24 protein-coding genes are annotated in these 24,406 nt (G+C 61.1%); 9 read left to right on the top strand and 15 right to left on the bottom strand.

Going from position 1 to position 24,406, the window contains the following annotated elements; genetic code table 11:
- Nucleotides 1-115: 115 nt before the first annotated feature.
- Genes ACP7BS_RS21710 through ACP7BS_RS21700 form a run of 3 tightly spaced genes read left to right on the top strand, consistent with a single transcriptional unit; the run spans nucleotide 116 to nucleotide 2,166 of the window.
- The gene (locus ACP7BS_RS21710; protein ID WP_426231871.1) at nucleotides 116-814 is read left to right on the top strand and encodes a phosphatidylserine decarboxylase; all 699 of its coding nucleotides are present in this window, start codon (nucleotides 116-118) and stop codon (nucleotides 812-814) included.
- Nucleotides 815-846: 32 nt separating this feature from the next.
- Nucleotides 847-1,710: a CDP-diacylglycerol--serine O-phosphatidyltransferase gene (pssA, locus tag ACP7BS_RS21705; protein ID WP_426231870.1), complete on the top strand. Its 864-nt coding sequence runs from the start codon at nucleotides 847-849 to the stop codon at nucleotides 1,708-1,710.
- Nucleotides 1,711-1,758: 48 nt separating this feature from the next.
- Nucleotides 1,759-2,166 carry a GFA family protein gene (locus tag ACP7BS_RS21700; protein WP_426239786.1) on the top strand — a complete coding sequence of 136 codons (408 nt, stop codon included), beginning with the start codon at nucleotides 1,759-1,761 and terminating at the stop codon, nucleotides 2,164-2,166.
- 8 nt (nucleotides 2,167-2,174) lie between these two features.
- Here ACP7BS_RS21700 and ACP7BS_RS21695 read toward each other — a convergent pair whose 3' ends face one another.
- The 9 genes from ACP7BS_RS21695 to ACP7BS_RS21655 form a co-directional block, all read right to left on the bottom strand.
- Entirely contained in the window at nucleotides 2,175-2,915 is a 741-nt protein-coding gene (locus tag ACP7BS_RS21695) for an SDR family NAD(P)-dependent oxidoreductase (protein WP_426239785.1), read from the bottom strand.
- A 131-nt stretch (nucleotides 2,916-3,046) separates the two neighbouring features.
- Nucleotides 3,047-4,537: an amidophosphoribosyltransferase gene (gene purF / locus ACP7BS_RS21690; protein WP_426231868.1), complete on the bottom strand. Its 1,491-nt coding sequence runs from the start codon at nucleotides 4,535-4,537 to the stop codon at nucleotides 3,047-3,049.
- A 250-nt stretch (nucleotides 4,538-4,787) separates the two neighbouring features.
- Nucleotides 4,788-5,402 (bottom strand): CvpA family protein, encoded by a 615-nt coding sequence (locus ACP7BS_RS21685; protein WP_426239784.1) that lies wholly within the window; start codon nucleotides 5,400-5,402, stop codon nucleotides 4,788-4,790.
- Between the two features lie 143 nt (nucleotides 5,403-5,545).
- Nucleotides 5,546-6,949: a DNA repair protein RadA gene (radA, locus tag ACP7BS_RS21680; protein ID WP_426239783.1), complete on the bottom strand. Its 1,404-nt coding sequence runs from the start codon at nucleotides 6,947-6,949 to the stop codon at nucleotides 5,546-5,548.
- A 64-nt stretch (nucleotides 6,950-7,013) separates the two neighbouring features.
- Nucleotides 7,014-7,259: a type II toxin-antitoxin system RelE/ParE family toxin gene (locus ACP7BS_RS21675; RefSeq protein WP_426239782.1), complete on the bottom strand. Its 246-nt coding sequence runs from the start codon at nucleotides 7,257-7,259 to the stop codon at nucleotides 7,014-7,016.
- Nucleotides 7,259-7,507: a type II toxin-antitoxin system ParD family antitoxin gene (locus ACP7BS_RS21670; RefSeq protein ID WP_426239781.1), complete on the bottom strand. Its 249-nt coding sequence runs from the start codon at nucleotides 7,505-7,507 to the stop codon at nucleotides 7,259-7,261. Before ACP7BS_RS21670 ends, ACP7BS_RS21675 begins: the two co-directional genes overlap by 1 nt.
- Nucleotides 7,508-7,572: 65 nt before the next feature.
- Nucleotides 7,573-8,736, bottom strand: coding sequence for an alanine racemase (alr, locus tag ACP7BS_RS21665; protein ID WP_426239780.1), 1,164 nt, complete (start codon nucleotides 8,734-8,736; stop codon nucleotides 7,573-7,575).
- 129 nt (nucleotides 8,737-8,865) lie between these two features.
- On the bottom strand, nucleotides 8,866-9,510 hold the full coding sequence (locus tag ACP7BS_RS21660) for a TerC family protein (protein ID WP_426231863.1): 645 nt from the start codon (nucleotides 9,508-9,510) through the stop codon (nucleotides 8,866-8,868).
- A gap of 142 nt (nucleotides 9,511-9,652) precedes the next feature.
- Nucleotides 9,653-11,155, bottom strand: a complete 1,503-nt coding sequence (locus ACP7BS_RS21655) for a replicative DNA helicase (RefSeq protein ID WP_426239779.1) — start codon at nucleotides 11,153-11,155, stop codon at nucleotides 9,653-9,655.
- Nucleotides 11,156-11,512: 357 nt separating this feature from the next.
- Here ACP7BS_RS21655 and ACP7BS_RS21650 point away from each other — a divergent pair, with 357 nt between their 5' ends.
- From ACP7BS_RS21650 to ACP7BS_RS21640, 3 genes are read left to right on the top strand one after another with little or no spacing between them, the layout of a single operon-like run.
- Nucleotides 11,513-11,956, top strand: coding sequence for a MarR family transcriptional regulator (locus tag ACP7BS_RS21650; RefSeq protein WP_318418324.1), 444 nt, complete (start codon nucleotides 11,513-11,515; stop codon nucleotides 11,954-11,956).
- A gap of 7 nt (nucleotides 11,957-11,963) precedes the next feature.
- Complete coding sequence (locus tag ACP7BS_RS21645) at nucleotides 11,964-13,637, top strand: MFS transporter (RefSeq protein WP_426239778.1); 1,674 nt, start codon at nucleotides 11,964-11,966, stop codon at nucleotides 13,635-13,637.
- A 19-nt stretch (nucleotides 13,638-13,656) separates the two neighbouring features.
- A complete protein-coding gene (locus tag ACP7BS_RS21640) occupies nucleotides 13,657-14,712 on the top strand; it encodes an HlyD family secretion protein (RefSeq protein ID WP_426239777.1) in 1,056 nt (351 codons plus the stop codon).
- Nucleotides 14,713-14,819: 107 nt separating this feature from the next.
- On the opposite strand, the gene rplI is transcribed toward ACP7BS_RS21640, so the two are convergent.
- From rplI to rpsF, 4 genes are all read right to left on the bottom strand, one after another.
- Nucleotides 14,820-15,395 (bottom strand): 50S ribosomal protein L9, encoded by a 576-nt coding sequence (rplI, locus tag ACP7BS_RS21635; protein WP_426231858.1) that lies wholly within the window; start codon nucleotides 15,393-15,395, stop codon nucleotides 14,820-14,822.
- Between the two features lie 24 nt (nucleotides 15,396-15,419).
- Complete coding sequence (locus tag ACP7BS_RS21630; RefSeq protein ID WP_426239776.1) at nucleotides 15,420-16,397, bottom strand: DUF2232 domain-containing protein; 978 nt, start codon at nucleotides 16,395-16,397, stop codon at nucleotides 15,420-15,422.
- 201 nt (nucleotides 16,398-16,598) lie between these two features.
- On the bottom strand, nucleotides 16,599-16,847 hold the full coding sequence (gene rpsR, locus ACP7BS_RS21625; RefSeq protein ID WP_037107250.1) for a 30S ribosomal protein S18: 249 nt from the start codon (nucleotides 16,845-16,847) through the stop codon (nucleotides 16,599-16,601).
- An 11-nt stretch (nucleotides 16,848-16,858) separates the two neighbouring features.
- Nucleotides 16,859-17,320 carry a 30S ribosomal protein S6 gene (gene rpsF, locus ACP7BS_RS21620; protein WP_113246009.1) on the bottom strand — a complete coding sequence of 154 codons (462 nt, stop codon included), beginning with the start codon at nucleotides 17,318-17,320 and terminating at the stop codon, nucleotides 16,859-16,861.
- A gap of 1,135 nt (nucleotides 17,321-18,455) precedes the next feature.
- Here rpsF and ACP7BS_RS21615 point away from each other — a divergent pair.
- Complete coding sequence (locus ACP7BS_RS21615; protein ID WP_426239775.1) at nucleotides 18,456-19,862, top strand: DUF1254 domain-containing protein; 1,407 nt, start codon at nucleotides 18,456-18,458, stop codon at nucleotides 19,860-19,862.
- Nucleotides 19,863-19,891: 29 nt separating this feature from the next.
- Entirely contained in the window at nucleotides 19,892-21,352 is a 1,461-nt protein-coding gene (locus tag ACP7BS_RS21610) for a DUF1254 domain-containing protein (protein ID WP_426239774.1), read from the top strand.
- Between the two features lie 103 nt (nucleotides 21,353-21,455).
- Here the strand turns inward: ACP7BS_RS21610 and ACP7BS_RS21605 are convergent, their stop codons facing one another.
- Nucleotides 21,456-22,505, bottom strand: coding sequence for an LLM class oxidoreductase (locus ACP7BS_RS21605; RefSeq protein WP_426239773.1), 1,050 nt, complete (start codon nucleotides 22,503-22,505; stop codon nucleotides 21,456-21,458).
- A gap of 29 nt (nucleotides 22,506-22,534) precedes the next feature.
- Nucleotides 22,535-23,158: a glutathione S-transferase family protein gene (locus ACP7BS_RS21600; RefSeq protein WP_426239772.1), complete on the bottom strand. Its 624-nt coding sequence runs from the start codon at nucleotides 23,156-23,158 to the stop codon at nucleotides 22,535-22,537.
- A gap of 207 nt (nucleotides 23,159-23,365) precedes the next feature.
- Here ACP7BS_RS21600 and gcvA point away from each other — a divergent pair, with 207 nt between their 5' ends.
- A complete protein-coding gene (gene gcvA / locus ACP7BS_RS21595) occupies nucleotides 23,366-24,265 on the top strand; it encodes a transcriptional regulator GcvA (RefSeq protein ID WP_426239771.1) in 900 nt (299 codons plus the stop codon).
- The last annotated feature ends 141 nt before the right edge of the window (nucleotides 24,266-24,406 follow it).

The following is a 24,406-nucleotide window of genomic DNA, read 5'->3' as shown; positions in this document are numbered from 1 at the left end:
TGCCCTTTGATCGAAGGCTGCCTGCTATTGCCGCCGGCGGATACCGTAATCGCATTGCCCGGCCCGCCGTTTCACTGTAGGTGCTGGGGCCAGGAAAATATGGAGACATGAGTTCATGAGCTTGATCAATACAGTGCGCAACACGCTGGTTCCGGTGCACAAGGAGGGTTATCCCTTCATCGCCGGTTTCTTCGTTGTTTCGCTGGTTCTCGGCTTTCTCTGGGAGCCGCTGATGTGGATCGGCTTCATCCTGACGGCCTGGTGCGCCTATTTCTTCCGCGATCCCGAGCGCATGACGCCGCTTGACGACGACCTCGTCATCAGCCCGGCCGATGGCCGCGTCTCGTCGATCGCGATGATGACGCCGCCGGAAGAGCTTGGGCTCGGAACGGTGCCGATGCTGCGCATCACCGTGTTCATGAACGTCTTCAATTGCCATGTGAACCGTGCGCCCGTGCGGGGGACCATCCGCCGCATCGCCTATCGCGCGGGCAAATTCGTCAATGCGGAACTCGACAAGGCGAGCCACGAAAACGAGCGCAACGGCCTGGTCATCGATACCGCCCATGGCGAAATCGGCGTTGTCCAAATTGCCGGCCTCGTCGCCCGCCGCATCGTCTGCTGGTCCGTCCCCAACGACACGCTGCAGGCCGGCGAACGCTTCGGCCTCATCCGGTTCGGCTCGCGTCTTGATGTCTTCCTGCCGGAAGGCGCCGAGCCCCGCGTCAGCCTTGGCCAGACCGCCATTGCCGGCGAAACCGTTCTGGCGGAATTCGGCTCCGCCAAGGGACCCGTGATCAGCCGGCGCGGCTGATGGACGAGCCTTCAGCGAAACAGGAACAGATCATGGAAACACCCTTTCCGCCCTTTGAACCGCACGGCCCGAACGACGACGATGAAGCGCGCGGGCCGCGCCTGCGGGAAATTCCGCTGCGGATGCTCGTCCCCAATGTCATCACAGTGCTGGCCATCTGCGCCGGGCTTTCGGGCGTTCGCCTCGCCTTCGAAGGGCGCTTCGAGCTTGCGGTGGCCATGGTGCTGGTCGCAGCTTTCCTCGACGGTATCGACGGCCGTGTCGCCCGTCTCTTGAAGGCCACGTCGAAATTCGGCGTTCAGATGGATTCGCTGGCCGACATCGTCAATTTCGGCGTGGCGCCGGCATTGGTGCTGTTCGCCTATGTGCTGGACGAAGCCCGTTCGATCGGCTGGATCGCCGCGCTGATCTACGTCATCGCCGCCGGTCTGCGTCTTGCCCGCTTCAACGTCATGGCCGAGCGCGATATCAAGGCCAAGTGGCAATCGGAATACTTTGTCGGCGTACCGGCTCCGGCTGGCGCCATGCTGGTGCTGCTTCCGGTCTATCTCGGGCTGCTCGGTGTAGAGCCGGACCATGTTATGGGCCTGATATCCTCTGCCTACACGGTGCTGATCGCCTTCCTGCTCGTCAGCCGGCTGCCGGTCTGGTCGGGTAAGTCCGAAAACCGCGTTCGGCGCGATCTGGTTCTCCCCGTCATCCTGTTCGTCGTCCTTTATGTCGCGACGCTGATGAGCTTTACCTGGGAAACCATGGTCGTCACCGCCGTCGGCTACCTGCTGACATTGCCGTTCGGCGCACGCGCCTGGCACAAGAAATACGGCAGCAAGTGGCCTGGGCACCCTGATCTGTCAACGCCGGGGGAAGATGGCCTGCCATTGGACAAAAGTTTGTAAGCGGCTGTTTGGCTGGCGATCAGAGCTTGCAGCCTGACGAGGTGTTTCATGCTGTCCAGACGAGCGTCCTGTGGTTGCGGCCAGCTGCAGATAGAAGTGCACGGCGAGCCGCTGGGTGTTGGCGTCTGCCACTGCCTTGCCTGCCAGCGGCGAACAGGCAGTGTCTTTGCAGCACTGGCCGCATTTGCGGTGCCCTATACGGTTTTCGGAACGGCTAAGGATTATGTCCGGACGGGCGATCAGGGCGCCCGGTTCCGGTTTCGCTTCTGCCCTGTCTGTGGAACAAATCTGTTTCACACTGAAGAAGAGGTGGATCAAGTCTCGGTGGCTGTCGCGGTCGGCGGTTTCGCCGACCCGGGTTTTCCGGCCCCGCAGGACTCGGTTTACACCTGTCGCAGGCACTCCTGGGTTCAGTTGCCGGCGGGCATCACCATTTTTGACAAAGATCCGGTCTGATCTGAAGGTCAATCCGGCAGGCGGTAATCGACGATGCGGTTTTCGCGGACGATGAACAGCTTGCCGGTTTCCGTCTGATCAGCTCCCACCAGCGGCAGGAGCTTTGCCGCGACCTCGGACGGGTGCGGTACGGTTGATGGATCTTCGCCCGGAATGGCTTGGGCGCGCATGGCCGTGCGGGTGGCACCCGGATCGACGGAGAGGATGCGCAGCGGCAGGCGCTGCGTTTCACCGGCCCAGGTGCGTGCCAGCGCCTCGACAGCGGCCTTGGAGGCGGAGTAGGGGCCCCAGAACGGCTTGCACTTGTGGGCGGCGCTTGAAGACAGGATCAGCGCGCGGCCAGCGTCGGATTGCTGCAGCAGCGGATCGACGGACCGGATCAGCCGCCAGGTGGCCGTGACGTTGACGGTCATGACCTTTTCGAACACCTTGGCCTCGACATGGCCGACGGGGGAGATGACGCCGAGAACGCCGGCATTGGCGACGAGAATGTCGAGCTTGCCCCAACGCTCGTTGATGGCGCCGCCGAGCTTGTCGATCGCGGCCATGTCGGCAAGGTCGAAGGGAACCAGTGTCGCGGGCAGTCCGCCAGCCGACTTGATCGCGTCGTCAAGGTCTTCCAGCCCGCCGACCGTGCGGGCGCAGGCGATCACCTGCGCGCCGGCCTTGGCCAGTTCAAGCGCTGTGAAATAGCCGATGCCGCGCGATGCGCCGGTGACCAAGGCTATGCGCCCCTTGAGATCGATCATGTCTGGGTGGCTCCGAATTCATTGATGCGGGCTTGCTGTGCCACACGTCCGGGTTCTGACGCAAGTCAGGAACCGAATGTTCAGGGCGGCAAGCGCTGTTCCTCAAGCCCTTTCGAGCTCAGGCGAGCGGTTCAGCCATTGCTGGCGAGCATCGACAATTTCGGGCTTGTCGTATCGCCGTTCTTGTCGAGAAGCCGCGTCGGATAGTCGCCGGTGAAATAGTGGTCGGTGAACTGCGGGCGGGCATTGTTGCGGTCTTCGCCGCCGACAGCGCGGTACAGCCCGTCGATCGTCAGGAATTCCAGCGAATCGGCACCGATGAACTTCGCCATCGCCTTGATGTCGGTGTACTGGTTGGCGAGCAGCTTGTCGGCATTCGGCGTGTCGATGCCGTAGAAGTCGGGATAGAAGATCATCGGGCTGGCAACGCGGATGTGCACTTCCGTTGCACCGGCATCGCGGATCATCTGAACGATCTTCAGCGACGTGGTGCCGCGCACGATCGAATCATCGACCAGCACGACGCGCTTGCCTTCGATCATGGCGCGATTTGCGGAGTGCTTCAGCTTGACGCCGAAGGCACGGATCGACTGTGTCGGCTCGATGAAGGTGCGCCCGACATAGTGGTTGCGGATGATGCCGAGTTCGAAGGGAATGCCGCTCGCCTGCGCATAACCGATCGCCGCGGGGGTGCCGCCGTCCGGAACGGGAACGACCACATCGGCCTCGACCGGCGATTCCTTGGCAAGGTTGATGCCCATGTTCTTGCGCGCCACATAGACGTTGCGGCCGCCGACCACCGAATCGGGGCGGGCGAAATAGACATATTCGAACAGGCAGAGCCGTTCCGGCTGCGGATTGACCGGCTTGCGCGCATCGATCTGGATCGAACCATCCGCCTGGATTTCGCAGATGATCACTTCGCCGTTCTCAACGTCGCGAATGTACTTTGCGCCGATGATGTCGAGCGCGCAGGTTTCCGAGCAGAAGATCGGCTTGCCGTCGAGCTCGCCCATCACCAGCGGCCGGATGCCGGTGGGGTCGCGGGCGGCGATCAGCTTGGTGCGGGTCATGGCCAGCATCGAATAGCCGCCTTCCATCTGCCGGATGGCATCGATGAAACGGTCGGCCGTGGAGGTATGACGCGAGCGGGCGATGAGATGGAGGACGACTTCGGTATCGGATGTTGACTGACAGATGGCGCCGGTGGCGATGATCTGGCGGCGCATCGTCAGGCCGTTGGTGAAGTTGCCGTTATGGGCAATGGCGATGCCACCGACTTCAAGTTCGGCAAACAGCGGCTGGACGTTGCGCAACGCGACTTCGCCCGTGGTCGAATAGCGCGTGTGGCCGATCGAGATGGTGCCGGGCAGCTTTGCCAGGATCGCCGGGTCGGTATAGTGATCGCCGACAAGACCCATGCGCTTTTCGGTGTGGAATTGCTTGCCGTCGAAAGTGACGATACCGGCGGCTTCCTGGCCGCGATGCTGCAGGGCGTGCAGCCCGAGCGCGGTGAGCGCCGCCGCATCCGGATGTCCCAGAATGCCAAACACACCGCATTCCTCATGCAGCGTATCGCCGTCCATTTCATCGTGAATTTCCGCGGCTCGCAAATGGGTCATCGCTGTTGGCCTTTGTGTTAACGGCTGGAACGCGTTTGGCATATCGTATTGGGTCTCTACAGCGCCGCGGGTCATTCACGACGCGCAAAGGTCGCTGTAGCACTTTCAGTTTCCTGGATAATTCTCAAATCGGTTCCGATTTAAGAATTATCCAGTGGGCCTTCAAGCCGGCAAGGCCTGAGGGTTTCACATATCATCATTGCAAAATGGACAGAGCCCGCAAAAGCGGGCCCTCATTCTCTCGTTCGGCTTAGCCGTTGGTGACTGCACCGTTGGCGGCAGGCGTTTCTTCGGCCGGCGGCTGGGTGGTCGTGCCGCCGGTGCCCTCGCTCTCGCCTTCGCCGGTCGTATCCTTGCCGCGCAGGCGGTCGAGAATGGTGGCATCGGCATTTTCAGGCAGGAGCGCAATCAGCTTGCCGCCGAGATTATCGAGCAGCGGCTTGGATTTGGCAGTGGTGACCCAGACCGGCTGCTGCTGCGGGGCGACCAGCCAGTTGAAGAACAGCATGGCGACGACCACGAGCAGAACACCGCGTGCGGCGCCGAACAGAAAGCCGAGTGTCCGGTCGAGCGCGCCGATGCGGCTGTCGATGATGAAATCGGCGATCCGCATGGTGATGAAGGAGACGATGATCAGGGCGATCAGGAAGACGACGCCGGCCGAGCCGATCATCGCGACCGTATCGCTGCTGGTGTAGTTCTTGGCATAGGGCAACAGGTACGGGTAGAGGAAATAGGCGGCAGCCGCGGCGCCGAGCCAGCTTGCGACCGACAGAACTTCCCGGGAGAAGCCGCGAACCATGGCCAGGATGGCTGAAAAAAGCGCGACGCCGAGAACGATACCGTCGAGAATTGTAATGGGCATATTGTCCTACTCCGAAACCGCCTTGAAGCGACCTCACGCTGATTGTCCGCGAACCATATATGATGACGCGAGAGGCGTCTTTCGATGGTCCATGATTGAACACTGTTTTCACCGGAATTCGCCATTTTTAAGCGGCGGCCTCCTCAATCATCATTGTCGGCCTGCTTCAGGGCTCCCTTCGAGCCGGCAATGCGCGCCACCAGATCCGGCAGGCTTTCCATCTCCGCCCAGCTCATGCCGCTGCCCTTGGGCAGGTCGGCGGAAGCAGCAGGCAGGACGGCCTGTGAAAAGCCGAGTTTTTCGGCTTCTTTAAGGCGCTGGGCGGTATGCGCAACCGGCCGGATGGCCCCGGACAGACTGACTTCGCCGAAATAGACGCAATCGGAGGGAAGGGCAAGACCGGCAAGCGAGGAAACCAATGCGGAAGCGACCGCAAGATCGGCTGCAGGCTCCGAAATCCGGTATCCGCCGGCAATATTCAGATAAACATCGTGCTGGCCGAGCCTGACGCCGCAATGAGCCTCAAGAACGGCAAGGATCATCGACAGCCGGGCCGAGTCCCAGCCAACGACGGCACGGCGCGGCGTCCCGAGCGATGTCGGCGCCACCAGCGCCTGCACCTCGACCAGCACCGGGCGCGTTCCCTCCATGCCGGCAAAGACCGCAGCACCCGGCGATTTCGAGTTGCGCTCGCCGAGAAACAGTTCCGACGGATTGGTGACTTCGCGCAGGCCCTTGTCGGACATTTCGAACACGCCGATCTCGTCGGTCGGGCCAAAGCGGTTCTTGACGGTCCGAAGGATGCGGTAATGATGGCCGCGGTCGCCCTCGAAATAGAGCACCGCATCGACCATATGCTCGACGACGCGCGGTCCGGCGATCTGACCGTCCTTGGTGACATGGCCGACCAGAACGATGGCTGCTCCCGTCTGCTTGGCAAAGCGGATCATCGCCTGAACGCCGGTGCGCACCTGCGTTACCGTGCCGGGCGCCGAATCGGCAGTGTCGCTCCACAGCGTCTGGATCGAATCGATGATGGCGAGATCCGGCCGCCGGCCTTCGCCGAGCGTCGCCAGAATGTCCTCGACATTGGTCTCGGCGGCCAGCAGCACTTCGGTATCGGCAGCCCCCAGCCGCTGCGCCCGCAACCGCACCTGCGCAACGGCCTCTTCGCCGGAAACATAGATGACCCGATGCCCCTGGCGAGACAGGGCGGCGGCGGCCTGCATCAACACGGTCGACTTGCCGATGCCGGGATCGCCGCCGATCAGCACCGCCGACCCGCGCACGAACCCGCCGCCGGTTGCCCGGTCAAGCTCGGAAATCCCCGTCATGATGCGCGGCGCGTCCTCGATCTCGCCCGACAACGTCGTCAGCGCTACGGGGCGGCCCTTCTTCGGCGTCCGGCCGGGGCCACCGCCGATGCCGCCCATCGGGTCTTCCTCGACGATCGTGTTCCACTGGTTGCAGCCTTCGCATTTCCCCACCCACCGGGCGTGAACGGTACCGCAGTTCTGGCAGATGAATTGTGTCCGGGCTTTCGCCATCAAATTTCGCTTTCGGGGAAGTTTTCAGAGGTAATGTCCTGGCGGCCATGGAGGATACGCAGGATCAGGAGATGGGAGGCTGTGACATGGAAGTAATCAGATGGTTACGGAAAACGGCGGCACGCAAATCCGGTTTCATATCGTCCTTCGGCGTGCCGGTCAGACCCAAGGCAGCAATGGATCTGATTTTTGCCTGGATAGCATCCACGACACGCTGTGCAGCTTTCGGGTTGGTTGCGGCAATGTAGTCGTAGATATCGGTCAGATCATCTGCCGCCTGTTCGGAGAGGCGAAAGCGCCGTTTCCGCATCAGGCGTTTCGCGCTTTGGAACGGTCCATGATAAATTCGGTCAAATCGTCCTCTTCACCGAATTCGTAGAAACGTCCTGCGGCAATGTCATCAAGCCCTTCTTGAATAAGGCTTTTCAGAGTGGCCTCATCACGCTGCAGCGATCGAAGTCCGGCATGAACCACGTCGTTCACAGTCTTGTACGGTCCGCTTCGAACGCGCTCTTCAATAAACGCGCGATCTTCATCACTCAATTGGATATCAGACACGATGATCTCCTTTTGTTCCAGTTTAGAACATCATTTTCCGGATTCCAAGCCGCAATCTCGAAAAGCTATTCGGCCTCGATATACGCACGCTCATACCGCTTCCCAAGGCTGGTCAGCATCTCGTAGCCGATCGTGCCGCCAGCTCTTGCCACGTCATCGACGGCGACATTGTTGCCGAAGAGTTCGATATAGTCGCCGGGCCGGACGGCATTGTCGGCGAAGTCGGTGATGTCGAACAGGCTGAGGTCCATGGTGACGCGGCCGAGATGCGGTACTTGTCTGCCATGCAGGAAGCCGTAGGCGCCGGATGGTGTCGCTTGGCGCAGGGTGACGCCGCCGCCGGAGACCGAACGGTGATAGCCGTCGGCATAACCGATGGCGACGATCGCCACGCGGCTGTCGCGGGCAAACTGCGCCGAGCCGCCGTAGCTTGCGGTCTCGCCGGTCCTGACGCGGCGAATCTGCAGGATGCGGGCCTCGGCCGTCACCACCGGCTTCATCGGATTGGCCAAACCGTTGACAGCTTCGCCGCCATAGGTGGCGATGCCCGGCCGGGTCATGTCGAAATGAAAATCGGACCCAAGATGGATGCCGGCCGAATTGGCAAGGCTTGATTCGATGCCTTCGAAAGCGGCCGTAACCGTCCGGAATGATTCGAGCTGTCTCCGGTTCAGCGGATGCGCCTGATCGTCGGCGCAGGCGAGATGGCTCATCACCAGAATGGGCGAGAAGCTTGCCGGGCGGGCAGGATCACCGGCCAGTGCCAGCGCTTCATCACGCGTCAGCCCCAGGCGGTTCATGCCGGTATCGACATGCAGCACGCAAGGGTGATCGCCGCGCTGCGACAGCACCGACATGAAGAAAGCCAGTTGTTCCTCGGAGTTGATGATCGGCACAAGGCCATTGTCGAAGAACAGCTGTTCGTTGCCCGGCCACATGCCGGCAAGAATATGGATGCGTGCGTCCGGCACGATCGGGCGAAGCGCCACGCCTTCCTCGACGCTGGCGACGAAGAAATCCCGCGCACCGGCGGCGTAGAGGGTGCATGCCGCCGGCTCGATGCCGATCCCATAGGCATTGGCTTTCAGTACGGCCGCTGCCCGCGCCTTGCCGGACAGCCTGTCCATATGACGCCAATTGTCGGCAAGCGCACCGAGGTCGATGGTCAGGCGGTTGGATGCAGCCTCAAAGGCAGGATCGGCGAAAAGGGGAGTGTGCAAATTGGCCATGTCGAGAGAAATACAGCCAAGCGGCAGCGGCTGCAATCGCCTCCGTTGCCAATCCGCGAACGCTGTCGAAGAGGTCGCGGATTGTCGTTGCAGGCGGGAGGCCTCACCGTCTTTCAGCCAAGGGGCCGACTACATCAGAGACGATGTGATCAGCGGCTCAACTTCCATAAAGCCTTCGTAGATCATCTTCAGCGCGACGAAGAGGATGATGGCAAGGCCGAGATAGGAGACCCAGGGGAACCTGTGCAGCAGCTTGGCGATAAACGATGCGGCGATGCCCATCAGCGCCACCGATACGGCAAGCCCGAGAATGAGGATGTTCGGGTGCTCGCGCGCGGCACCGGCAACGGCCAGAACGTTGTCGAGCGACATGGAGACGTCGGCAATGACGATCTGCAGGGCCGCCTGTTTCAGCGTCTTGCGCGGCGCGCCGTTGCCGACGGTACCGCTCTTGTCCATGTCTTCGCCGGTCAGCGTTTCCAGGCCCTCGTTTTCTTCCTTCGCAGACGTCCGCAGCTCGCGCCACATCTTCCAGCAGACCCACAGGAGAAGAATGCCGCCAACGAGCAGAAGGCCGAGGATCTGCAGCAGCTGGGTTGCGAGGAGGGCGAAGATGATGCGCAGGACGGTGGCAGCGGCGATGCCGATCAGGATTGCCTTGCCGCGCTGTTCCTTGGGAAGTCCGGCTGCCGCAAGACCGATAACGATGGCATTGTCGCCAGCCAGAACAAGGTCGATCGCAAGCACTTGCAGCAGCGCGATAAAAGCTTCCATGAACAGATTCCCCAGGCTGATGACGGTAATCGCGGCAAAATGCCGCGAAGGCTTTGCTAAATTTCTTTCCGCTTAACCGCATGCCTGGAGATTTGCAACACGGCCAGTGACCGTTCTGGGGTTCGGCGGCATTTTTCGCCGGTCAGTGTTCCTCGTATTGGGTGAACGACGGATCGGCGAGATCGGTGAAGCGGGTAAACTCCGCCTGGAAGGCGAGCTTGACCGTGCCGGTCGGTCCGTGGCGCTGCTTGGCGATGATCACGTCCGCCGTGCCCTTGACCGCTTCGAACTTCTGCTTCCATTCTTCGTATTTCGGGTCGAACTCGTCGCGCGGCTCCATGTTCTTCACGTAATATTCCTCGCGGAACACGAACAGCACGACGTCGGCGTCCTGCTCGATCGAGCCGGATTCACGAAGGTCGGAGAGCTGCGGGCGCTTGTCCTCGCGGCTTTCCACCTGACGGGAGAGCTGCGACAGCGCGATGATCGGCACGTTCAGTTCCTTACCGAGCGCCTTCAGGCCCGTGGTGATCTGGGTGATTTCCTGCACGCGGTTGTCGCCCGACTTGCCCGAGCCGGTCATCAGCTGGATATAGTCCACCACGAGGCAATCAAGGCCGCGCTGGCGCTTCAGGCGGCGGGCGCGGGCGGAAAGCTGGGCGATCGAGATACCACCGGTCTGGTCGATATAGAGCGGCGTCTTCTGCATCGTCTGGGAAAAGCCGACCAGCTTCTCGAACTCGGCTTCGGAAATGTCACCACGACGGATCTTGGACGACGAGACGTCGGTCTGCTCGGAAATGATACGCGTGGCCAGCTGTTCGGAGGACATTTCGAGCGAATAGAAGCCGACGACGCCGCCGTTGCGCGCCTTGAACGATCCGTCGGCCTGAACCTCCGGTTCATAGGCATGCGCAACGTTCCAGGCGATGTTGGTGGCAAGCGAGGTCTTGCCCATGCCCGGGCGTCCGGCCAGCACGATCAAGTCGGAACGCTGCAGGCCGCCCATGCGGGCATCGAGCGACTGGATGCCGCTGGAAATGCCGGAAAGGTGACCGTCGCGCTCGAAGGCCTGCCCGGCCATGTCGATCGCCAATGCCACGGCGTCATTGAAAGCCTGGAAGCCGCCGTCGTAACGGCCGGTTTCGGCCAGTTCGAACAGGCGGCGTTCGGCGTCCTCGATCTGGCTCTGCGGCGGCATGTCGAGCGGCGCGTCATAGGCGATGTTGACCATGTCCTCGCCGATGGTGATCAGCGAGCGGCGGAGCGCCAGATCGTAGATCGCCCGGCCATAGTCTTCCGCATTGATGATGGAGACGGCTTCGGAGGCGAGGCGGGCGAGATACTGCGCCACCGTCATGTCGCCGACTTTCTCGTCGGCCTTCAGGAAGGTCTTGATGGTCACCGGATTGGCAGTCTTGCCCATGCGGATGATGTCGCCGGCGACCTCGAAAATCTTGCGGTGCAGGGGTTCGTTGAGATGGACGGGCTTCAGAAAGTCCGAGACGCGGTAGAAGGCGTCGTTGTTGACGAGGATAGCGCCCAGCAACGCCTGTTCGGCCTCAAGGTTGTTCGGCGCCTCGCGATAGGTCGCGTCGCCCTGATCTTTCGTCATGGGTACAATTCTCCGCGCTGCTTCATTCATGGCGTTTCGCCTCTGTCTGTCGTCATTTTTGGTGTGCCACCGGTTTGAGGGGCTAGTCGCCCAGCGTCAATGCCTTGGCTGCAACAGTGACTGCCACATTGGCCGCAGCGGCCAACCGTCACCGTTGTTCACAGGGGCCTATGGTCGAACTCGAAATATCTGTCGATAGCGCTATTTCCTGTTGACCGGATTTCCTCCGAATCGGAGCTCCGCCAATGGATTGCCGTATTTTAACGTGGCAAGTCGCGGTTTACACGGTTTTTGGCCCGGCCGGGATCAGCGGCTTGAAAGACGGGCATCGTTCAACTAAATAGGATGGAAATAGGTAGTATACTACTAATATGAAAAAGGTACGAAATGCTAAACTCTGCCGTTAATCGCGAACTCTTCGATGCGCTGGCTTCGGTGAACCGCAAGCTGCGGGCGCTGTTTGATGCGCGGGTGAAGGAGCGGGGACTGACGCTGTCGCGTGCCAGAGCCCTGTTTGCCCTGTCGAAGCGCGATGGCCTCAACCAGCGCGAACTGGCTGACGAACTCGGTATCGAAACGCCGACGATCGTGCGCCTGCTGGACGGCATGGAGAAGCAGGGGTTCATCGAGCGGCGGGTCGAGGCAACCGACCGGCGGGCCAAGCAGATCCACATGACCGCCCGTGGCCGCGACATCGCCGGCGAAATCGACAAGCTGGCCTGCGAGATCCGCGAACAGGTTCTGGGCGGCGTCGATAACAAGGACAAGGCCATCGCCTTGCAGGTTGTCAGCCTGATGGCCGGCAATCTCGTCTCCATCGGCAGGGATTGAGCGGCAGATGAGCACGGTGGCCCCAGGCAGCGCGAACGACAACCGCATCGCGCCCGAAGCGCCGGCCGCCGATCCAGTGCCGCAACCCATTCAGCCACCGCCAGAACCGATGAGCCCGGCAAGGGCCGCCATCTACATGGCGTCATCGCTGCTGCTGTTCCTGACGCAGGGCCTCGGCATGAACCTGCTCAACGCCAATATCTACCAGCTTCAGGGTTCGCTCTCGGCAACGACATCGGAAATCGCCTGGCTCTCGGCCGCCTATATCGCCCCCTATGCGTCGATGTCGATTGCCCTGTTCAAGATCCGGATGCAATACGGTCTTCGGCGGTTCGCCGAACTCAGCATCGTCTGCTTCGTGCTTGCCTCCGTTCTCAATCTCTTCGTCTCCGACCTGCATTCGGCAACCGTCGTCCGGTTCCTCAGCGGCATGGCCGCAGCGCCTCTGTCGACGCTCGGCTTTCTCTATATGCTCGAAGCGCTCCCGGCGGCCCGCAAGCTGTCGGTGGGTCTCAGCCTTGCCTTGATGAACACGACGCTTTCGGCGCCGATCGCCCGCATCATCTCGCCGCCGCTGATGGATCTCGGCGGCTGGCATGCGCTCTATACGTTCGAAATGGGGCTGGCGCTGATGGCGCTGCCGGTCGTCTACCTTCTGCCGCTGACGCCGCCGCCGCGTGCCAACGTCATCCAGAAGATGGATATCCTCAGCTATCTGCTGCTTGCCATCGGTTTCGGCTGTCTCGCCGTTTTCCTGACGCTCGGGCGGCTCTACTGGTGGTTCGAGGTGCCGTGGCTCGGGCTGCTGTTGGCCGGATCCATCGCCGCGTTGACGCTGATGGTTGCTCTTGAATTGCCCCGCAAAATGCCGTTGATCGATCTGCGCTGGGTCTTCTCGAGAGAGAACATGCACATGGCCGGCATCCTGCTGTTGTTTCGCGTCGTCAGCTCCGAGCAGACGACGACAGCGGCAAATTTCTACATGCAGCTTGGCCTGCTCAACGACCAGACGCAGACCATGTATGCGATCATCCTGCTGGCGTCGATCGCCGGTGGGCTGGTCTGCACGGTTCTGATGCTGACGCGCTATGTCGAAACGGCGCATGTGCTGGCGCTGGTATTGATCGCCACCGGTGCCTTTCTCGATAGTCAATCGACCAGCCTGACCCGGCCGGAGCAGATGTATCTGAGCCAGGCGATGGTTGCTGCCGGCGCCGCCATGTTCCTTCCGCCGGTGATGTCGAAGGGATTTGCCACTGCGCTCGCCAAGGGCGCCCCCTTCCTCGTCAATTTTCTGGTGATCTTTCTGTTCACCCAGAGCATTGGCGCACTCGTTGCGCAGGCAGCACTCGGTACGTTCGTAACGCTGCGGGAAAAGTTCCATTCCAATGTCCTGGTCGAGCACATCCTGCTCACCAATCCCTTCGTCGCCCAGCGCGTGTCGCAACTCTCGGGATCCTATGGCAAAGTGATTACCGACAAGTCACTGCTGAATGCCGAAGGCCTGCAATTGCTTGGCCAGCAGGTGACGCGCGAAGCCAATGTCCTTGCCTATAACGACGCCTTCCTGGTCATTGCCATTGCATCCGCTACCGGTCTCGTCCTTCTGCTTAGCCATCTGGCCTGGCAGCGTCTTATTCCGCACACGTCAACTGCACCTGCAGTTGCCGCCCAGTCCTGATCCGTCCAGAGTATATTTGATGCTGAAAACCCTGCGTTCCCCCACGACCATCCTGACACTGCTGGCTGGTTTTGCCGGCGTGCTGCTGGTTCTCTATGCCTGGCGCCTGCCGCCCTTCGCCACCACCGTCGAGATGACCGACAACGCCTATGTCCGCGGTTATGTGACGATCGTCAGCCCGCAGCTGTCCGGTTATGTCGCCGCGGTCCCGGTCAAGGACTATGAGGCGGTCAGGGCAGGGCAGGTTCTGCTGAAGATCGACGACCGGATCTATGCCCAGAAGCTGGCGCAGGCCAAGGGCACGCTGGATACGCAGAAGGCGTCGCTTTCAAACTCCTATCAGCAGGAGCTTTCGGCAAAGGCCAGCATCGCTGCCAGCGAGGCGCAACGCGACAGCGCCGTCGCGACGCTGACGCGGGCCCAGCAGGCGTGGGACCGTATCAAGCCGCTGGCGGAAAAGGGCATCGCCACATCGGTCGATCTCGATACGGCGCGGGCAACCCTCGAACAGGGAAGGGCAGGCGTCGATCAGGCGACGGCTGCCATCGAGGTGTCCCGCCAGAACCTTGCCACCACCATCGGCTCGCGGGCGGGGCTTGAGGCGGCGGTGCGCAGCGCCGAAGCTGCCGTTCAGCTGGCGCAGATCGATCTCGACAATACCACCATCACGGCACCGCAGGACGGCACGCTCGGCGAGGTCGGCGCGCGGCTGGGTCAGTATGTAACGGCCGGAACGCAGCTGATGGCCATCGTTCCGAAGGATGTCTGGATCATCGCCAATTTCAAGGAAACCCAGCTCGACGGCATGAAGATCGGCCAGCCGGTAAGGTTTACCGTCGATGCGCTCAACAAGGCGCGATTGAACGGCCATGTCGAGCGGTTCTCGCCCGCCGCCGGCTCCGAGTTCAGCGTCATCCGCGCCGATAATGCCACCGGCAATTTCACCAAGGTCGCGCAGCGGGTCGGCGTCCGCGTCTCGATCGATCCCTGCCAGCCGCTGGCAGACGCTTTGGCGCCGGGCATGTCGGTGGAAGTTCATATCGACAAGGCGGCGGAGCCACAGGCCGTCAAGTAACAGCGATCATCCCCTGAAATGCGAAAAGCCCGCGATATCAATCGCGGGCTTTTCGTTTTGTCTATGAGGCGAACGGGGCACCGCGAAGGTGCCCGTCGCTCTGACGATTACTCGTCTTCGCCGTCGAATTCGGCTTCCGGGTTGAAGAAGTCTTCCGGCTTCAGGGCATCTTCGTCAACGCCGTAGATGGCGTCGGCCGATGTCAGGCTTTCGCCCTTCTGCTGGCGTTCTGCTTCTTCGGCCGAACGGGCAACGTTGATCTGAATCTTGATTTCGACTTCGGCGTGGAGGTGCAGCACGACTTCGTGCAGGCCAATGGTCTTGATCGGGTTGTTGAGATCGACCTGGTTGCGGCCGATGTTGAAGCCTTCGGCAGCCAGAACGTCGACGATGTCGCGAGCAGCGACCGAACCGTAGAGCTGACCGGTTTCGCCGGCCGAACGGACGACGATGAAGGACTTGCCGCCGAGGGTTTCGGCAACGGTCTGGGCTTCGGACTTGCGCTCGAGGTTACGGGCTTCAAGCGTCGAACGCTCGGCTTCGAAACGCTTCTTGTTGGCTTCGTTGGCGCGCAGGGCCTTGCCGAGCGGCAGCAGGTAGTTACGGGCAAAGCCGTCGCGAACCTTGACGGTCTCGCCCATCTGGCCGAGCTTGGCAACGCGTTCGAGAAGAATGACTTGCATGATAGTGTCCTTTCGTTTGTCTGTTCAGAGGTCTTTTGTTTCAGTCTCAGTGGTTTTCCCCGTTGGTGACAGCGCGATGGCGCGCCGCGTGTCCATCAGACCCGACAGGAGAAAGAAGAATGCCGGGATCGTGAAGAGCACGACCGACAGATAGCCAAGCCACAGCACCGGAAGCCGCCAGGACTTGCCGCGCGTGCGGAAATGAAAGACGGCAAAGCCGGCCAAAAGGAAGCCGGCGCCGAACGTGCCGCAGACCAGTGCGCCGACGATCGCCGGAACGCCGCCCATGAAGGCGAGCAGCAGGCCGCCGAGGAAGGCGAAGATCGAGAAGCGGTGCATGCGCAGCGTCGACGGCATGTCTTCGCGCGGACGCAGGCTCTTGCCGGAGGTCTGGACGATGCGGGTGGCGATGTAATAGGCGGCAAACAGCATCAGCACCCAGATGGCGCCCTGAACCATCGGCAAAGCGACGGAAAAGATCGACTTGATCTGGGCGATCGAGGCGGCATCCGGATTGTAGCCGGGTTCCTGCGCCTTCAGTGCGTCCATGACGATATCGATCATCCGGTCGGACATGGTGCCGTCATAGCCGATGATGACGCCGACGATGAGCATGCCGATCGTCACCAGCACGGCGAGATTGGTGAGGATATCGGAGAGCGGATACCAGGCCATCGCCCCATCGGGACCGCCAAGCTCGGATGCCGGCCGGGCCAGATTGGCAAGGTGGCTGAGCCATGCGGCCGGGATCAGCGTGATGACGGCGATCAATAGGGCGAAATAGGGGGAGACAAGCACGGTGCCCGTCAGGCCGGCGACGACGACGGCAGTGATCGCCGCGGTATTGCCCCAGCCAAGGCCGGCAATCAGGATCGGCAGCGCAGACGCGGCATAGAGCACGATCGCAAACGACGACTGCGTGTTCGCGCCAAGCGAAAGCAAGGCGGCGGTCACGCCGGCGAATGCGCCGGTCAACAGCGATGTCTGGTCCAATGTTTTCACGGTTCGCTGTCCTGCTATCAAGCAGTTAGAGGCGTTTCCTTACTAAGGAACCAAGCCCCAACATGGGTTTTAGCGCTGAATGCGCCGGTGTTTCCGATCCACGCCCAACGCGGAAGGGAGAAGGTGAGGCGACGCCATCGGCTGTTCGCCTCACCTTGAGTCAGTGTCCGTCGGGTCAGAGACCTAACGGATCGTCAAGTCTTAGGACATGACGTAAGGCAGGAGGCCGAGGAAGCGGGCGCGCTTGATGGCCTGGGCCAGTTCGCGCTGCTTCTTCTGGGACACTGCCGTGATACGCGAAGGAACGATCTTGCCGCGCTCGGAAATGTAGCGCTGCAGCAGACGGATGTCCTTGTAGTCGATCTTCGGGGCGTTGGCGCCGGAGAAAGGGCAGGTCTTGCGACGGCGATGGAACGGGCGGCGTGCCGGAGCGGATAATGTATCAGCCATAATGTCTCTCCTTATGCCCGGTCTTCGCGCGGACGGCGCGGACGGTCTTCACGGTCGCCGAAGCCACCTTCGCGCGGCGGACGCGGGCCACGGTCGCCGAAGCCACCACGGTCAGGACGGTCGCCGTCGCGGCGCGGACGGTCGTCGCGATCACGCTTCTGCGTCATGGCGGACGGGCCGTCTTCGTGCTTCTCGACAGCGATGGTCATGTAGCGAAGAATGTCTTCGTTGATGCGCATCTGGCGCTCGATCTCGTGAACGGCCGGTGCCGGAGCATCGATGTCCATCAGAACGTAGTGAGCCTTGCGGTTCTTGTTGATGCGGTAGGTCAGGGACTTGAGGCCCCAGTTTTCGACGCGCCCGACTTTTCCGCCATTAGCTTCCAGTACACCCTTGTACTGTTCGACGAGAGCGTCGACCTGCTGTGCGGAAATATCCTGCCGGGCAAGGAATACATGTTCATAAAGAGCCATGAGGCTTTGCCTTTCTTGCGTTAATCGTCACCCGGAAATCGGCGGCTAAGCCTCAACGACTGTTCAAGTGGCTGCAAGCAGCCGGCAAGAAAGTGTTGTTTCGAGACGGTCGAGAGCGGAGACACGGGAGGCTGGACCCCTATAGGTCCTGACAGGTCTCTTAAGGGAAACCGGCCCTCCGTTCAGCCACCAGCCAGAAGACCGGGTGTTGCGAACAGCGCGCTTATACGCATTTTCGGGCAGGAAGCAAGGGCCGTGGGGAAATTAGGGGGCAGGTGAGGTTTGCCCGGTCTTTCCCTCCCCCCCTTGCGGGGAGGGTGGCCGGATGGGCAGGCTCCGGGTCGGGAGGGGTTCTCTTGCTGTTTTACCCTCCCCTTGAGGGGGAGGGTCGGAGCGAAGCTCCGGGGTGGGGTGATCTGCGGCATATGCAATTGTCTGTTGTGCTCGCGGTGGTCACCCCCACCCGCGACTGCGTCGCGACCTCCCCCCTCAAGGGGGAGGTGAATTTCCCTCTTCTCCCCGGCGGGGAGGAGAGGGAGTTCGCGGCAGCTTCAACGGCCTATGGCCACGCCCGGAAAATCCGTCGTGGGTTTTGCTTGCTTTCAGTCACTTGGCCGGGGCGCTGGAAAGTGCCGCAGGATAGTAAGTTTATATGACGCCTTCCGGCGCCCCGTTCAGTGTCTTTTGCCGCGCTTCTCAGGTTCTTCTGCGCTTTCCTCTCTGACAGGAAAGCCTCCAATGCCCCAGCCCGGCCGCTTATCCGCTGGGCTTTTCAATGAGGCGGGGTTTAGCCCTGGACCGTCCAAGGACGGTGTGACCACCCGGCACGCCCGGTCCGCTTTCGCGAACCGGAGGAGAACCGCCTTTCACGCAGCCCCGGGGATTTTGCGCGCGTTTCGCCAAACCATCCGGGCACCGGCCCCATCTCGCCGGCAACGCTTTCCGGTGTATCCGTGGTGGGACGGGAAGAAGTATGGCACGGGTTTTGAGGGCGGGGATTTGCGGGGATGATTCTGGCGCAAGATGATGCTCCGGACCCGGCTGCGCCGCCTGTTTCAGCCATTGTAACCGTAACGTACTTCCCCGTTTGGTGGCAAAGTGCTCCGGTGGATCGGCACCCACAGGAGTACCTGCCATGAGACGAATGTTCCTCGCCACCGCGATCGCCACGGCGATGATTTCGACGGCCGCTTCGGCTTTCACGCCTCAGGAACTGGCTGGCCGCACTATCGAGCGGCGTGCTGTCGAAGCCGCGATCTGGGGTATCCCTGCCGTCAACTACGATCTGATGCTGCAGGAAATGCTTGCCAAGACGAAGGGCAAGGTCAACCAGATCGTCTATTGGTCGCGCCCTCTCGATTGGCACAATCAGACGCTGACGCCCAATCCGGATGCGATCTATCTGATGGCCTTCACCAACACGAAGGAGGCCGGGCCCATCGTCATTGAAGTGCCGCCTGCGGACGGTGGCTCGATCAACGGCAACATCGTCACTGTCTGGCAGATGGCGCTTGAAGATGCCGGGCCGTCGGGCGCCGACCAGGGGAAAGGCGGCAAATATCTCGTCCTTCCTCCCGGCTACACCGACGCCGTTCCTGAAGGCTATATCCCGCTCAGATCGGATACGTTCGGGGGATACGCTCTGCTGAGGTCGAATCTGTCAAGCCATAGCGAAGCCGACATCGCCAAATCGGTCGCGTATGCGAAACGGCTGAAGGTTTACCCGCTTTCACAGGCGGCTAGTCCTCAGGAGACTGTTTTCACCGATGCCAAGGACGTGATTTTCGATTCCACCATCCGCTACGATGCCAGCTTCTTCGAATCGTTGAACAGGATCGTTCAGACCGAGCCGTGGTTGTCCCGCGACCGGGTCATGATCAACCAGCTCAAGTCTCTGGGTATTGAAAAGGGCAAACCGTTCAAGCCGACAGCTGCGGCCGCCAAGCACCTTGAGGCTGGAATCCGCGAGGGCCGTGAATGGCTGGAAACGGCATATGACACGGGCCTGCTTCCCTTTTACGAAGCCAGCAGGTGGAACTATGCCGGAAATCCCGAGCTGGTGAAGAGTGCGCAGGCGTCCTACAACGAACCGGACGCCTACCCCGTCGATCTGCGTGCCGTCGCGTACAGTTATGCTTTCGTCGGGCTGAAGCGTATGGGAACCGGCCAGTTCTACCTGATCTCGATCAAGGACAAGGACGGCAGGGACTTCGACGGAGCAAAGACCTACCGGCTCAAGGTACCGGCCAGCGTGCCGGTCGAACAATACTGGTCGCTGACTGCCTATGACCGTCAGACCCACGCGCTGATCCGCAACATGAAGCGCGCCAGCCGCTCGTCGCAGATCGCGGACCTGATGAAAAATCCTGATGGTTCGGTCGATCTTTTCCTCGGGCCGAAAGCCCCGCACGGCAAGGACGTGAACTGGATACCGACCGATCCGAAGCGCGATTTCGAGGTGATGTTCCGGTTCTACGCACCGACCAAGGCCTTGTTCGACAAGGCATGGGTCCTGCCCGACATCGAACGGGTCAAAAAATAGCCTGAGACGCAATGTTAGGGAGAAGGCATATGCAGAGAAGATTTCTTTCCGCAGCCGTTTTGGCGGCGCTTGCCACCACGACACCAGTGTCAGCCAAGGACGTTCTGAGCGGGCGCGTTGAAACCCATATCGGACGGATCGAGCTTCAGGGCGGCTATCCCAGCGCCAGCTCCGTCAAGAAGATCTATGACGAGATGGATTTCCAGCGCGCCTCGCAGGCCTATATCTGGGCAACGCCGATCGTGGCCTTGGAAGCCATCAGGCGGGCCAACAAGCGTGACTGGGGCGTCGACTACAACGAAGTCGGCCTTGTCGATGGCTACACCACGCCGGCCGTCATCGCCCTGACCGGCAACAACACCACGATCTATGCAGCGGTGTTTGCCGATCTGCAACGCGATGGCCCGGTCGTTATCGACTCTCCGTTGGGTGTCTATGGGGTTATCGACGACTTCTGGCAGCGGCCCGTCGTCGAAGTCGGACCGTTTGGCCCCGACAAGGGCAAAGGCGGAAAATTCCTGCTTCTGCCTCCGGGCTATACCGGCACCGTTCCAGACGGGTATCTGACTGCGCAGTCGAAGACGAACCATGTGATTTTCATCGGCCGGGCCTTCGTCAAGGATGGCGATATCAAGTCGGCGGTCAACACGTTGACGGGCATCAAGGCTTATCCGCTTTCAAAGGCTGGAAGTCCACCCGAAACGCGCGTCGTTCGTGCCGGCGACCGTCCGCTGAATTCCGTCGCTCCCAGAGGTTTCGAATATTGGCAGCTTCTTGCCGATGTTCTCGACCGAGAGACAGTGGAAGAGCGGGACCGGTTTTTTCACGCCATGCTGAAGCCGCTCGGCATCGAAAAAGGCAAGCCGTTCAAGCCTGACGCCCGGCAGAAGAAGATCCTGACGGATGCAGCCCAGGTCGGCTTTCTGATGGCGCAGACGATCAGCATGGCGCCGCGTCTGGACAACGCATCGTCCTATCCCGGCACGCACTGGGAGTGGGTCCTGACCCTCGACCCGACCCAGGAGACGGCAAACTACAGCCAGCTCGACGAGCGGACCGACTACACTTTTGAAGCCATAACCGTCGCTGAAGGCATGGTGAAGCAGATCGTCGGGGCGGGCTCCCAGTATATGAGCGCTGCAAGGGACAAGGATGGCGCATGGCTGCAAGGAGACAAGAACTACACCTTGCATGTTCCCGCCAATGTGCCGGCCAAGGAATTCTGGGCGGTGACGGTCTACGACGTCCTGACCCGGTCCATGGTGAAGACCGACACGATGAAGGCGGGCGTCTCCAGCCAGGACAAGCTGAAGCTCAATGCGGACGGCTCCGCGGATATTCATTTCGGCCCCAAGTCTCCCAGGGGCGGCGGCAACTGGGTCAAGACCATCCCCGGCCGGGGATGGTTCGCCTATTTCCGCTGGTATGGTCCGACGGAACATTTCTTCGACAAGAGCTGGACCTTGCCCGATATCGAGCGGCGGGGATGAACGTCATCGGAGGGCGGTTTGCCGTGCCCTCCCTTCCGAGGGGGAGATAAGTCCGCTCTAATGGTCCTTTATCCCCGTAGACAAGGTAGGCTTTCGACGGTCATCACCATGTTGCCGGTAACCGTTGATGCCCCTCGAACGACGGAAAGTGTGGCAGGACCTCTTCGGCCAGTTCCCGGATAACTTCCTTGACCGGGCGCTCCGAAAACTGGATGCCGAGGGCCGCATGATTGACGCCTGCTTCCCGCCACGCATGGAGAAGCGCGATCAAGCCTTTTCTGCCGGTCTTGAGCACGAAGCCGCCGTGTTGCGGGGTGGGCGGGAAATCGGTGTCGTCGACAAGATCGAGCCATTCGTTGGTCATGTGCGGTCTGAATCCGCCATCGGGGATGCGGTTGCGCCATGCACGAATGTTTTCGGCAAGCCGTCTGGGGCCATCGGCGGTATGCGTCGCCTGCGGATATGTCAGCCAGCCATCCGCGTGTTCAGCCACCCATTCCGGTGACTGCCGGCTTGATCCCGTCACGATCAGCGGAATGCGTCCCGCAGCCGCTTTGGGCATCAAGGTTGCCCCATGAAGTGTGCCCAACGTTCCGCGAATGGAGGGCTGGCCGTCGGCGACAAGCTGGCGAAACCAGGCGACCGCTTCTGCAAAACGGGCGCTGCGTGCATCGAAATCAATACCATAGGCCGGGAATTCGACGGGCCGGTCGCCCGATGCGATCCCCATCACCAGTCTTCCGCCGGACAGATGGTCGATCGTCGCCGACATTTTCGCAAGGTCGATGGGATGACGCAAACTGAAGATCGCGCTCCCGGTTGCCAGTGCAATACGTTCGGTCTTCGCCGCCAGGTAGGCGAGATAGGTGAAGGGGTCGAAGACCTGTCCCGCATCGCCGAAGTTTGGATCGTAGAGCGGAACGTCGCGGACCCAGACGGCCGCAAAGCCGCGGCGATCGATATCGGCAACGTGTTCGGCCTGGCCTTCCAGTACCCGCATGTCCCCCTGCCAGAAGCGCAGCGGCAGGAAGATGCCTATCGTCAGATGGTTGGGTGCAAACATGCGGCGATAGCCCGGATGCGCTGCGAAGGCGTCAAAGGAAGCCCCTCCAAGCAGGGTGCCCGCCGGCGCCGTGTCATCCATAATGTTCATGGTGGTCGCTATTCCTCTGTGAAATCTGCTCAGGGACCGGTCGCTGGAGCCGGAAGGGAAATGCCGCGCTGGACGGCAGGGCGAAGCGCAACCTGATCGTGCCAGCGGGCAAGATGCTGGTGATGGGCAAAGCCAAATCCGCAGATCGTGGCGATGTGCGTCCAGCCGAAATGGGCGATATCCGCGACGGAATAATTGTCGCCCGCCAGCCATTCATTGTCCGCAAGGCGGCCGTCGAGCACCGCGAACGCATCTTCGGTCAGGCGGCGGTAGCGCTCGATGGCATCGGGTATTTTCGTTGCGGCAAACATTTCGAAGTACACCCGCTGACCCAAAAGCGGTCCGAGGCTCGATGCGTGGAACTGAAGCCACTTGATCGCTTCCCATCGTGCGACGGTTCCCTGTGGAAGAAGCTGCCCGCTTTTTTCTGCGAGATAGAGCAGGATGGCGGCGGATTCGAACAGGGTGACGCCCGTCTCGTGATCGACGATTACGGGGATGCGGCCGTGCGGATTGAGCGCCACAAAGGCCGGCTGCCGGTGCTCGCCCTGGTCGATGTCGATATGATGCAGGCGATAGGGCAGTGCCAATTCTTCGAGCGCAATTGTTGCCTTGAAGCCGTTCGGGGAGGAGTCGGTGTAAAGATCAATCATTCAGGTTGCCCTGCTGGGAGATGCAAAACCCGGCCTGATCGGCGTTGCTGTTTTGTGGCTCCGTCACTAAGTCTGGCATGCGGTCTCCGTCTCTTCCTGATGTGTGCTTGGCTAAATTTGCGTAGCGGCCTATGGTCTGTTAATACGTTGAATAGATACCGATAAAAAACGATTCAATCTGCTCTTAGAGTTTAGGTAGGCTAATCTTTGAATCCTGTTCTTCCTCTTCTTGCGCTGCGCGCATTTGCTGAAACGGGGCGGCATGGCAGCCTGAAGAAAGCGGCGGATGCGATGGGCGTCACCGCCGGGGCCATCAGCCAGCAGATCAAGCAATTGGAGGATCGCCTTGGCGTGATGCTGTTCACGCGCACGCGCTATGGTGTGCGTTTGACGCCAGCCGGCGAGAAGGTTCACCCGGCACTCGTTCTGGCTTTTGACCAGATCGCGCGCAGTCTCGATGTCCTGGAGGCGGTCAATGCCCGGCCGGCGCTGACCGTCAGCACGGAGCCGTCTTTTGCGGCATCCTGGCTGGTGCCTCGCCTCGGACGGTTTACGGCCCGTCATCCGGAAATTGAAATCCGGGTGGAGGCGACGTCGCAACTTGCCGATCTGCAAAGGGACCGCGTCGATATTGCCATCCGCCACGGCCTTGGCCGCTATCCCGGCCTCGTTTCGGAACGGTTGATGACCCCGGCTCTCCTGCCTGTCGCAGCGCCTGCGCTGTTGCGGAACGGCCCAGCGATCAACAATCCCGCAGATTGCCTTGCCTATCCGCTGCTTCAGGACAGTGCGCGAGCGGATTGGCGGATGTGGTTTCAGGCAGCCGGCGTGACCGGCGACGGGCAGGCCGAGCGTGGGCCATCTTTCGACGACGATTTCCTGCTTGTGCGTGCGGCCATCGCCGGTCAGGGCATAGCCCTTGTGCGCGACCTCTATGCCACGGAGGAAATCGCTCTTGGCCGTCTGGCCCTGGCGCTCGACACCCCTTGGCCAACCGATTTTGCGTATTATGCCGTCACACATCCGCAAACGAATGCGCGCAAGACGGTGCAGCAATTTATCGGCTGGCTGAAGGCGGAGGCGTCAGGGACATTCACGCCAAGCTGACATCCCCTGGTGGCAGCATTACGTCCTTTGCCGCAGCACTGGCCTTCATTGGCTGACACGGCAATGTTTCGAGCTTGTTTGAGGCTTGGCGTTGCAACATTGTGCGCTGACAGTTGACGAAGATCATGCTTGCCAGGGCGA

This window comes from Pararhizobium sp. DWP1-1-3, assembly GCF_049896125.1.
Taxonomy (GTDB): Bacteria; Pseudomonadota; Alphaproteobacteria; order Rhizobiales; family Rhizobiaceae; genus Pararhizobium.
The sequence above is the reverse complement of the archived record's forward strand: the minus strand, read 5'-3'. Positions and strand labels throughout refer to the sequence as shown.

Bases quoted from the DNA above. Each gene is read 5' to 3' on its own strand.
- ACP7BS_RS21710 (WP_426231871.1), top strand. From the start codon at position 116: ATGAGCTTGATCAATACAGTGCGCAACACGCTGGTTCCGGTGCACAAG.
- pssA (WP_426231870.1), top strand. From the start codon at position 847: ATGGAAACACCCTTTCCGCCCTTTGAACCGCACGGCCCGAACGACGAC.
- ACP7BS_RS21700 (WP_426239786.1), top strand. From the start codon at position 1,759: ATGCTGTCCAGACGAGCGTCCTGTGGTTGCGGCCAGCTGCAGATAGAA.
- ACP7BS_RS21695 (WP_426239785.1), bottom strand. From the start codon at position 2,915: ATGATCGATCTCAAGGGGCGCATAGCCTTGGTCACCGGCGCATCGCGC.
- purF (WP_426231868.1), bottom strand. From the start codon at position 4,537: ATGACCCATTTGCGAGCCGCGGAAATTCACGATGAAATGGACGGCGAT.
- ACP7BS_RS21685 (WP_426239784.1), bottom strand. From the start codon at position 5,402: ATGCCCATTACAATTCTCGACGGTATCGTTCTCGGCGTCGCGCTTTTT.
- radA (WP_426239783.1), bottom strand. From the start codon at position 6,949: ATGGCGAAAGCCCGGACACAATTCATCTGCCAGAACTGCGGTACCGTT.
- ACP7BS_RS21675 (WP_426239782.1), bottom strand. From the start codon at position 7,259: ATGCGGAAACGGCGCTTTCGCCTCTCCGAACAGGCGGCAGATGATCTG.
- alr (WP_426239780.1), bottom strand. From the start codon at position 8,736: ATGGCCAATTTGCACACTCCCCTTTTCGCCGATCCTGCCTTTGAGGCT.
- ACP7BS_RS21660 (WP_426231863.1), bottom strand. From the start codon at position 9,510: ATGGAAGCTTTTATCGCGCTGCTGCAAGTGCTTGCGATCGACCTTGTT.
- ACP7BS_RS21655 (WP_426239779.1), bottom strand. From the start codon at position 11,155: ATGAATGAAGCAGCGCGGAGAATTGTACCCATGACGAAAGATCAGGGC.
- ACP7BS_RS21650 (WP_318418324.1), top strand. From the start codon at position 11,513: ATGCTAAACTCTGCCGTTAATCGCGAACTCTTCGATGCGCTGGCTTCG.
- ACP7BS_RS21645 (WP_426239778.1), top strand. From the start codon at position 11,964: ATGAGCACGGTGGCCCCAGGCAGCGCGAACGACAACCGCATCGCGCCC.
- ACP7BS_RS21640 (WP_426239777.1), top strand. From the start codon at position 13,657: ATGCTGAAAACCCTGCGTTCCCCCACGACCATCCTGACACTGCTGGCT.
- rplI (WP_426231858.1), bottom strand. From the start codon at position 15,395: ATGCAAGTCATTCTTCTCGAACGCGTTGCCAAGCTCGGCCAGATGGGC.
- rpsR (WP_037107250.1), bottom strand. From the start codon at position 16,847: ATGGCTGATACATTATCCGCTCCGGCACGCCGCCCGTTCCATCGCCGT.
- rpsF (WP_113246009.1), bottom strand. From the start codon at position 17,320: ATGGCTCTTTATGAACATGTATTCCTTGCCCGGCAGGATATTTCCGCA.
- ACP7BS_RS21615 (WP_426239775.1), top strand. From the start codon at position 18,456: ATGAGACGAATGTTCCTCGCCACCGCGATCGCCACGGCGATGATTTCG.
- ACP7BS_RS21610 (WP_426239774.1), top strand. From the start codon at position 19,892: ATGCAGAGAAGATTTCTTTCCGCAGCCGTTTTGGCGGCGCTTGCCACC.
- ACP7BS_RS21605 (WP_426239773.1), bottom strand. From the start codon at position 22,505: ATGAACATTATGGATGACACGGCGCCGGCGGGCACCCTGCTTGGAGGG.
- ACP7BS_RS21600 (WP_426239772.1), bottom strand. From the start codon at position 23,158: ATGATTGATCTTTACACCGACTCCTCCCCGAACGGCTTCAAGGCAACA.